The sequence below is a fragment of the Porphyromonas somerae DSM 23386 genome (genome assembly GCF_000372405.1).
GTDB lineage: Bacteria > Bacteroidota > Bacteroidia > Bacteroidales > Porphyromonadaceae > Porphyromonas_A > Porphyromonas_A somerae.
The window spans coordinates 1-8,053 of sequence record NZ_AQVC01000064.1 but is presented as its reverse complement, the minus strand read 5'-3'; the positions used below and the strand labels follow the sequence as shown (position 1 = coordinate 8,053).

The 8,053-nt window shown below is 47.5% G+C and carries 8 protein-coding genes, 1 tRNA gene and 1 pseudogene; 5 read left to right on the top strand and 5 right to left on the bottom strand.

What is annotated here, in order from left to right; translation table 11 throughout:
- Positions 1 to 19 precede the first annotated feature (19 nt).
- The 3 genes from A3GK_RS0109625 to groL all read left to right on the top strand — a co-directional run bounded on the left by A3GK_RS0109625 (position 20) and on the right by groL (position 2,216).
- Positions 20 to 93 (top strand) — tRNA-Asn (locus tag A3GK_RS0109625).
- 188 nt (positions 94 to 281) lie between these two features.
- The gene (locus A3GK_RS0109620) at positions 282 to 557 is read left to right on the top strand and encodes a co-chaperone GroES (RefSeq protein ID WP_018029242.1); all 276 of its coding nucleotides are present in this window, start codon (positions 282 to 284) and stop codon (positions 555 to 557) included.
- Between the two features lie 33 nt (positions 558 to 590).
- Positions 591 to 2,216: a chaperonin GroEL gene (groL, locus tag A3GK_RS0109615; protein WP_018029241.1), complete on the top strand. Its 1,626-nt coding sequence runs from the start codon at positions 591 to 593 to the stop codon at positions 2,214 to 2,216.
- A gap of 147 nt (positions 2,217 to 2,363) precedes the next feature.
- Here groL and A3GK_RS0109610 read toward each other — a convergent pair whose 3' ends face one another.
- The 5 genes from A3GK_RS0109610 to A3GK_RS0109590 form a co-directional block, all read right to left on the bottom strand.
- Positions 2,364 to 2,828 (bottom strand): hypothetical protein, encoded by a 465-nt coding sequence (locus A3GK_RS0109610; protein WP_244860746.1) that lies wholly within the window; start codon positions 2,826 to 2,828, stop codon positions 2,364 to 2,366.
- 29 nt (positions 2,829 to 2,857) lie between these two features.
- Complete coding sequence (locus tag A3GK_RS0109605; RefSeq protein WP_018029239.1) at positions 2,858 to 3,286, bottom strand: hypothetical protein; 429 nt, start codon at positions 3,284 to 3,286, stop codon at positions 2,858 to 2,860.
- Positions 3,287 to 3,306: 20 nt separating this feature from the next.
- On the bottom strand, positions 3,307 to 3,939 hold the full coding sequence (gene pyrE / locus A3GK_RS0109600; RefSeq protein ID WP_018029238.1) for an orotate phosphoribosyltransferase: 633 nt from the start codon (positions 3,937 to 3,939) through the stop codon (positions 3,307 to 3,309).
- 152 nt (positions 3,940 to 4,091) lie between these two features.
- Positions 4,092 to 5,750: a hypothetical protein gene (locus A3GK_RS0109595; RefSeq protein WP_155799508.1), complete on the bottom strand. Its 1,659-nt coding sequence runs from the start codon at positions 5,748 to 5,750 to the stop codon at positions 4,092 to 4,094.
- 45 nt (positions 5,751 to 5,795) lie between these two features.
- Entirely contained in the window at positions 5,796 to 6,968 is a 1,173-nt protein-coding gene (locus tag A3GK_RS0109590; protein WP_018029236.1) for a hypothetical protein, read from the bottom strand.
- 317 nt (positions 6,969 to 7,285) lie between these two features.
- Here A3GK_RS0109590 and A3GK_RS0109585 point away from each other — a divergent pair, with 317 nt between their 5' ends.
- Entirely contained in the window at positions 7,286 to 7,786 is a 501-nt protein-coding gene (locus tag A3GK_RS0109585) for an HD domain-containing protein (protein WP_018029235.1), read from the top strand.
- Positions 7,787 to 7,813: 27 nt separating this feature from the next.
- A pseudogene (locus tag A3GK_RS0109580) lies at positions 7,814 to 8,053 on the top strand (hypothetical protein); the annotation flags it as partial.

Sequence of the window (8,053 nt, the reverse complement as noted above, 5' to 3'; positions counted from 1 at the left end):
AGAAAGAGCGTTTTTTGATTCTTCCATAGCTCAGTTGGTTAGAGCATCTGACTGTTAATCAGAGGGTCCTTGGTTCAAGTCCAAGTGGAAGAGCAAGAGAGGTGACGAAGTGCAGCGACACTTTGTCACCTCTTTCTTTTTACTCCAAGCCAACTACTGACAGACCACTACCGAATTTGTCACCCAGTGGCAGCAGAATGACATTGGCACACTTATTTCATAATACCTAATACTGAATGAAGATAATTTAAATGTATAACTTATAAACTTAAGTAGTAGATATGACTATCAAACCATTGGCAGATAGGGTACTTGTGGTACCTGCTGAGGCAGAAGAGAAGACAGCAAGTGGGATTATCATCCCCGATACAGCGAAGGAGAAACCTCTACAGGGTGTCGTAAAGGCAACTGGCGAGGGGACGAAGGATGAGAAGATGCTCCTCAAGGAGGGCGACCGCGTACTCTACGGCAAGTATGCCGGCACTGAGCTAGAGCTAGAGGGTACTAAGTACATCATGATGCGCCAGAGCGACGTACTTGCAGTGATAGAGAAGTAATTTCAATGAATCTATAAAACAACAGAAAGATATATGGCTAAGCAAATAAAGTTTGAGACCGAAGCTAGAGACCTGCTCAAGAGCGGTGTTGACCAGCTAGCAAATGCAGTAAAAGTAACCCTTGGCCCAAAGGGTCGTAACGTGATCATCGACAAGAAGTTCGGTGCCCCTCATATCACCAAGGATGGAGTTTCTGTAGCTCGTGAGATAGAGCTCGAGGATCCATTTGAGAATATGGGTGCTCAGCTGGTAAAGGAAGTGGCCAGCAAGACCAATGACGATGCCGGTGATGGTACCACCACAGCCACCGTATTGGCACAGAGTATCGTGAATGTAGGGATCAAGAACCTCGCTGCCGGTGCTAGCCCAATGGAGCTAAAGCGTGGTATCGACAAAGCAGTTGCTACCGTAGTCGCTTCTCTCCGTGAGCAGAGCAAGGAGATAGGTGACGACCTAGCCAAGATTGAGCACGTAGCTAAGATCTCAGCCAATGGCGATGAGACCATCGGTAAGCTGATTGCCGAGGCGATGGAAAAGGTGAAGAAAGAGGGCGTTATCACCGTAGAGGAGGCAAAGGGCATGGAGACTACTGTAGAGGTAGTTGAGGGTATGCAGTTCGATAAGGGCTACATCTCACCATACTTCGCTACCAATACCGAGAAGATGCTCGTGGAGTTTGAGAACCCCTACATCCTTATTTACGATAAGAAGATCAGCACCCTCAAGGAGATTCTACATATCCTAGAAGAGGTAGTGCAGACTGGTCGTGGCCTACTGCTCATCGCAGAGGATATCGAGAGCGAGGCACTCGCTACGCTAGTAGTTAACCGCCTACGTGGTTCACTCAAGGTAGCTGCTGTCAAGGCTCCTGGCTTTGGCGATCGTCGTAAAGCAATGCTCGAGGATATTGCTATCCTTACTGGCGGTACCGTTATCTCCGAGGAGACTGGCCTCAGCCTAGAGGCTGCTACCATGGAGATGCTTGGTTCGGCTGAGAAGGTAACCATTGATAAGGATCATACTACCATCGTGAATGGCGGTGGTGCCAAGGAGAATATCGAGGCACGTGTACAGGTGATCAAGAACCAAATCGAGGCTTCCACCTCCGACTACGACAAGGAGAAGCTACAGGAGCGTCTGGCTAAGCTAGCCGGCGGTGTAGCTGTCCTCTATGTAGGTGCACCTAGCGAGGTAGAGATGAAGGAGAAGAAGGACCGCGTAGAGGATGCTCTCAGTGCTACCCGTGCAGCTATCGAAGAGGGTACCGTACCTGGTGGTGGCGTTGCTTATATCCGTGCTACCAAGGCTCTTGAGGGGCTGAAAGGCGAGACCGATGATGAGCAGACCGGTATCGATATCATTCGTCGTGCCATCGAGGAGCCACTTCGTCAGATCCTAGCCAACGCTGGCAAGGAGGGCGCCGTAGTGGTACAGAAGCTCAAGGATGGCGAAGGCGACTTTGGATACAATGCTCGCACCGACAAGTACGAGCACCTCACCGAGACTGGTGTCATCGACCCAACCAAGGTGGCTCGTGTAGCCCTTGAGAATGCAGCTAGCATCGCTGGTATGTTCTTAACTACAGAGTGTGTCATCACCGACCTCCCTGAGAAGAACGCTCCTGCAATGCCAACCCCCGACATGGGCGGCATGATGTAAGCTGAAACCCTAATACAACTAAAGAGAGCTAGACAGACAATCGTCTGCCTAGCTCTCTTTTTATTTATAGAAGCATCGCTTCCCCCGCCCGACTTGTCCAACTTGTCCGACCCGTCCGAATTGTCCGATTAGGCTTCAGGCGAGCAATCATTCAATCCACAATTGCGAACCCCTACGATAGACACGATACTTCAGGAGCGGATAACTCCCAGGGCCAGCAACAGGGTGTGCCAATCCCAATGCCAAGTCATAGACCGTATGGCACTCTGCACACTCCGCTATCACCACCCCCTTTGCACTATTCAGCGATGGTACTACAGACACCTCCGTTGGCCAGCAATAAGGGCAAGCAAGGTCATAGGCAGCATACTGCTCCCCCACCCCATGCACCACCACTACTCCCATATAGCCTAGTCGCTCTCCACGATAGAGAGGTCGCTCATAGAGCATATAGCTATAAGGCTCTAGCAGGGCTCGCCCTTCATGGTCAAGCGACACCCTCAGGGCAATAGGCAGACGACGAAGCGGATGCTCCGCCTCTAGCTCCATCCCCTGCTCCCCACACGAGAAAAGGGCAAAGAGCAATACGAAGAGCGACATCCATCTTCGCACCACCAACCTCCCCACTGCTTCAGTAGTGATTAAAGACCAATCTTAGAGAAGTCCACCATCTCCAAGAGATCTGCCACCTTTTCAAGTCCCTTAGTGATCTTACCCTTCACCATACCACCAAGGAATGGAGGGATCGACACTTCTACTTGTATCTGTGCCAAGGTCTTATCCGCACCTTCTTCAGAGAGATTAAGCTGTAGAGCAAGTGGCACTGGAGACTTAAAGGATTCATACTTCACTAGATTGGGTGCTACCTCTTCTATCTTCTTAAGGCCTATCTGACCCAGTGCAGGGGCAAAGAAAGTGATCTGCTCATCACTGATCTCAATCTTATACTCAGCCACCTTGTCCCCAGCCTTATCAATAATGGGCTGTAGGTTAGTTGGCTTAGAGACCAAACCATAGAGGGTCTGGATATCTTTTTTTATCTCAATCGGTCTACTGGTATATACATTCATACTATAATACTATTACTTAATTACTTACCCCAATTGGCAGGGTCCTTACGCCACTCCCGCAGCATCTCCAAATCATCGTGCGAGATATAGTGGCTCGCCACTGCCTCCTCAATCACTGCGTCGTAACAACTGAGGGTCCGTAGCGTCACACCCGCCTCCTCAAAAGCCTCCTCGGCCTTCTGCAGACCATGCGTGTAGATCGCCACCATGCCCAGCACTTCGCAGCCAAACTCACGGAGAGCCTCCACTGCCTTAAGGCTACTGCCACCAGTACTCACTAGGTCCTCAACCACCACCACCTTATCAGTAGGGAGAATACGACCCTCAATCTGATTGCCCATACCATGGTCCTTCGCCTTTGAGCGAATATAGCTAAAAGGTAATTCCATCACATCGGCCACCAAAGCCCCTTGAGCAATGGCACCAGTCGCCACACCGCTAATAGCAGTCACCTCAGGGAAATGGGTGCGGATCGTCTCCGCCAATGCCTTCTTGATATAGGTGCGTGCTTCAGGGTCAGAGAGCGTCACACGGTTATCGCAATATATAGGACTTTTCCAGCCTGATGCCCACGTAAATGGAGCTTTAGGACTTAGCTTCACCGCCTCCAATCTCAAGAGGTGCCGAGCGGTCACCTTAGATATATCATTCATAAAATCATTGTGCTAAAAAGTTAATTCACTCATCTCCAAAGGTACACAAAAACCAGCAAACTACAGACTTAACAAGAGAATGTTGCACGAAGTTTTGTGGCAAATAAAAAGGACCTCGGTGGGAGGTCCTTTTTATTTAGGCTTTGGTAGCCTTAGAATCTAAACGTGAGGTTGGCAACGAAGCTACCTCTGGTCTCTTTGAGGTCGCCTCCCTTAACTGCAATAAAGGATTTCTCAGGGTCTTTAGGGTCGGTCCAACCAGTAAAGGGATATGCTTTCTCCTTGCGAATCTCGTGCACATAGGCGAGGTCGAGTGTAGTACTTCTTCCTATATTAAATCCTATCCCGCCAGTGATGGCTTGGTAGCTACGTGGCAGGATAAAGTCGGCAATCATACCGCTAGCAGGGTACTCGTAGTCTAGTCCACCCTCAGCCTCCTTCTTAAGAGGTTCAGACTTAAGTGGATTGCCAGTATAAGCGTAGCCAGTGCGTAGAGAGAGCCAATTGATGGGTCTTACCTCTAGCCCAACTCGATGGGTTAGCTCTGCCCCATAATCTTCCTTGATGAAGTCTGAAACACCACTCACTCCAGCACCGCTAAGCAGTATCTTGGAGTGACCAAGATTGCGGTATTGGAAGTCGTAAGAGACCATTCCATACTTTGAGAGGAACGCCATAGCACTTATGGTTAGCTTCCCTGGAGTGATCATGGCATAGTCACTTCTATACTCATCAGTTTCAAAGGTAAAGTAAGGATCCTTCGTAGGGTTTGGAGTATTTAGTCGACTTCTGACAGAGCCAGAGTATAGCTCCTTGTATTGTGCATACTGTGGAGTAAGGTAGGAAATACCAATACGTCCATAGTCACCCAATGCCATCAAGAAGCCGAGATTGAGCCCGAGGCTCGCACCAGTAACATCTAAGCTAGTTCCATACTCAAGGAAACTATTATTATTATCCTTAGTATCATTATAGTCCTCACGAAGCATCGAAGCCCTGCCATAGTTCATTGATCCGATACGTAGCGAAGCACCAAAGAAATAGCTATCATTGAGGCTCATTGCAAAGTTAAAGTCGGTGTAATACCTAGAGCCGTGCTCGCTAACGTTCAGTCGGTTCCCTCTAATTGGCCATAGCGAAAGTGACTTATCAGGGTTTTGAGTGTAAAATGTAGAGGTATAATATTGATTAGTTACCTTTCCTGTAGCATTATCTACATCTTTAATCTCCTCAATGATATCGCCATTCAATGCAAGAGCCACCATAGGGTTGACACTACTCATAAATGGGTCATAAGTCTTTGTCGCTAAGTACCGATCAGAAGACAACCCTTCAAGAGCTGCTTTAGCAGAGATGAGATCTGTGATGCTAAACTTTGGTTGGGTCATCTCCATCTCAGAGTCACGCTTATAATTATACTCCTGTCCCACATTAAACCCAAAGTTAAATCTCAAGGAGTTGTTGCTAGATACTGGAATTCCTATAGAGCGACCAAAGTAAGAAACATTATTCAGTCCACCAAGCGTTAGCTCTCGCCTAATATCTCCTATAGTGATGCTACCTTTTCCTACGTCTAGTCCAATACCAATAGTTGTGCGAGAAAAGAGTGCTGCGCCTGCAGGATTGACATACGCTGCCCCTGCATCAGCACCAATAGCTCCCACGGCTCCTCCCATCGCTTTGGTGCGAGCTGTACCCGTGATGCCTTCTTGGATATTACGATAAGCATCAGATGGCGCTTGTGCCCAAGAGGAGGTAACACCCATTAGAGCTACTGTTACTAGAAATGTATATTTATATATCGTTTTCATCTGTCCTATATTCTATAGTTAATTGACGCAAGAATAAAAATTATCTTATCTGCGACGACTTGTAGTAGTGCGAGTGGTACCACTGCTTGATGAGCTACTGCTGCTACTAGTGCTTCTCGATGGTGAGCTGTAGGAGCCACTGCTGCGGGTAGGTGCAGAGTAGGTGCTATTTCTATCGTAGCTTGAATTGCGATTAGCTGCATTCCTATCCCAGCGACTCGTTCGGTTGTTGCTGTTGTACCTATTGCTATTGCGGTTAGCGTTTTCGTAATTGCTGAAGCTGCGGGTACTGCGGTCGTAGTAGCCTGAACCCTCTACTGTGCGGCTTGAGTTGCCAAGGGCACGTCCGTAGATGGCATTGTGGGAGGTTCTATCATAGTACCTACCTGTGCTTCTGCCATAGCTAGAGCGAGGAGTGCTGTAGTATCTATCCCGACGACCATCGTATCGGCCATCGCTGTAGCCATTCCAATAGCTATTGGCATAGCCTCCATAGTAACCACCGTAGTATCCTCCATAGTAGCCACCCCAGCCGGCGTAGAAGCCACCCCAAGGACGTCTGTAGCCCCAGTAGTATCTAGAGCCTCCATAGTACCAAGGGTCGTACCAATAGCTACTCCATGGGTCATACCAACTGTAGTAGCCATAGTAGTAAGGGGCACCCCAGCGTCCATAGCCGTAGTAATCCCAAGTGGATCTCCATGGAGCCCCTTGGTTGATGATGATATTGACCCCACTATTCCAATCTCTACCATAGTAGCTATTTGTCCAAGGGTCATAGTAGTCATAGTCATCTAGCACATAGACTTGCTGTACATTTTGGAGGACTATTCTATCCTCATTCGGACGGTCGAAACGACGTATCCGATTGCTGTACTTACCGCCTTTTCTTACTTGGGCGTTGGGAGTGCCATCAAGCTGGTCTAGATTTTCCTCCATCTCCTCGATGGTTACCTTCATATCTCTCCGATTATACCAATCCTTGACATCTTCTTGATATTCGGCACGTGCCTTCTCTCTTCTGGCTGCTTCGGCAGCACGTTTCTCCTCCATTCTCTTCTGAAGGGCTGCTTTCTCGGCTGCCTCCTTTTTGCGCAACTCCTTAGCTCTCGAAGGGGTAAGGTAAGCATCGTCTTGTGCACTGGCACCTATCGAAACCATAGGCGAAGCGATAAAGAGCAGTAAGAGCCCTCTTGCTATTAAGTCAAACCTCTTCATAATATTTCCTCCTATTGTAAATCTGTTCTAAACTTGCTTATTAATGTCAATTGCTACACGCAAGATACCATTATTTTGTAATCTCATAAACACTTTGACCGCTTTTATGTATTCTTAAGGGTCTTTTTCTGTTCTTATGACTCATATATATAGTGGTTGGTTTAATCCAAAGGTAGAGTTCCCCTTTTCTTTTCTCATACATTAATGAGTGAAAATAGAAATGAGTAGCTCCACCCTCCCCTTTAATTGTGGCAAATTGAAGTATAATTTGTACCTTAGCATACAATTAGTTGGTGACGCTGGTAAATTCAGGAGAGATGAAGAGGTATAAGGAATTGGACAAGTTGGTCTCATTGGACTTACTATTAGAGAGGCTAGCAGAGCTACCTCACGACCTTTCGGATAAGGAGCTTCAGGATTTAGTCCCTATCCTGCAATCGTTCGAGCTAGAGACAAGAGGGGAGATGGATCGCTTTGGCTTACCACTGCTCTTGCAAAAGCTACTGACCTCCATAGCACTTGCCGAGGAGGTTGGTGTTGGCGGTGCCAGCATCATTGCATTACTTCTACAGCTACCAGTGCAGAGAGGTGCTGTGAAAGAATCACGAGTGCGAGAACTTTTTGGAGAGGATGTGCTACACCTTGTTGAGCTTCTGCAGAAGGTGGGTGACCTTTACTCCAAGAGCACAGTGATAACGAGTGACAACTTCAGTCACTTTCTCCTCTCTTTCGCCGAGGATGTAAGGATCATTTTGATCCTTATTGCCGACCGTTTGGTGCAATTGAGACTCGCCGATAAGCATTTTGTCTTGTCCTAGAAAAAGTTGACTCATAGATAGATTTTTATGAGTAAGTTTGTAAAAAGGAGTCAACTCCAGAAGATTTATTTTGACCGAGTTATTCACCTCTATTTTGAGGAAAACTTAGGTTACACCCAGATTTCACACCTTGTTCCTATTGGTAGGACTACGATCCTGGAGTGGGTTCATAGGTACCTAGATTCTGGGTTAGACGAAGTTATAGAGATGAAGGCGAAGAAAAAGAAGAGACAAGAAGAGCACCGCGGATATCGTAGGTATTATTAT

What these genes read in the sequence shown, in the direction of transcription:
- A3GK_RS0109585 (WP_018029235.1), top strand. Translation starts at nt 7,286, where the DNA reads ATGAAGAGGTATAAGGAATTGGACAAGTTGGTCTCATTGGACTTACTA.
- A3GK_RS0109620 (WP_018029242.1), top strand. Translation starts at nt 282, where the DNA reads ATGACTATCAAACCATTGGCAGATAGGGTACTTGTGGTACCTGCTGAG.
- A3GK_RS0109590 (WP_018029236.1), bottom strand. Translation starts at nt 6,968, where the DNA reads ATGAAGAGGTTTGACTTAATAGCAAGAGGGCTCTTACTGCTCTTTATC.
- A3GK_RS0109595 (WP_155799508.1), bottom strand. Translation starts at nt 5,750, where the DNA reads ATGAAAACGATATATAAATATACATTTCTAGTAACAGTAGCTCTAATG.
- A3GK_RS0109605 (WP_018029239.1), bottom strand. Translation starts at nt 3,286, where the DNA reads ATGAATGTATATACCAGTAGACCGATTGAGATAAAAAAAGATATCCAG.
- pyrE (WP_018029238.1), bottom strand. Translation starts at nt 3,939, where the DNA reads ATGAATGATATATCTAAGGTGACCGCTCGGCACCTCTTGAGATTGGAG.
- groL (WP_018029241.1), top strand. Translation starts at nt 591, where the DNA reads ATGGCTAAGCAAATAAAGTTTGAGACCGAAGCTAGAGACCTGCTCAAG.